1 rRNA gene is annotated in these 271 nt (G+C 54.2%); it reads right to left on the reverse strand.

From position 1 onward, the window contains the following. Positions 1-271 (reverse strand): 23S ribosomal RNA (locus tag AAFO60_RS20890); the annotation flags it as partial.

Here is a 271-nt window from a genome sequence, read left to right on the forward strand (position 1 = left end):
GGTCTAGACCCAGCGACTCAAACGCCCTATTCAGACTCGCTTTCGCTACGGCTACCCCACACGGGTTAACCTCGCCACTGAGCACTAACTCGCAGGCTCATTCTTCAAAAGGCACGCCATCACCCACACACAAAAGTGTCGCAAGCTCTGACGGATTGTAAGCGTCCGGTTTCAGGTACTATTTCACTCCCCTCCCGGGGTACTTTTCACCTTTCCCTCACGGTACTAGTCCGCTATCGGTCACCAGAGAGTATTTAGGCTTACCGGGTGG

The organism is Gordonia aichiensis, from assembly GCF_039946255.1.
Classification (GTDB): domain Bacteria; phylum Actinomycetota; class Actinomycetes; order Mycobacteriales; family Mycobacteriaceae; genus Gordonia; species Gordonia aichiensis_A.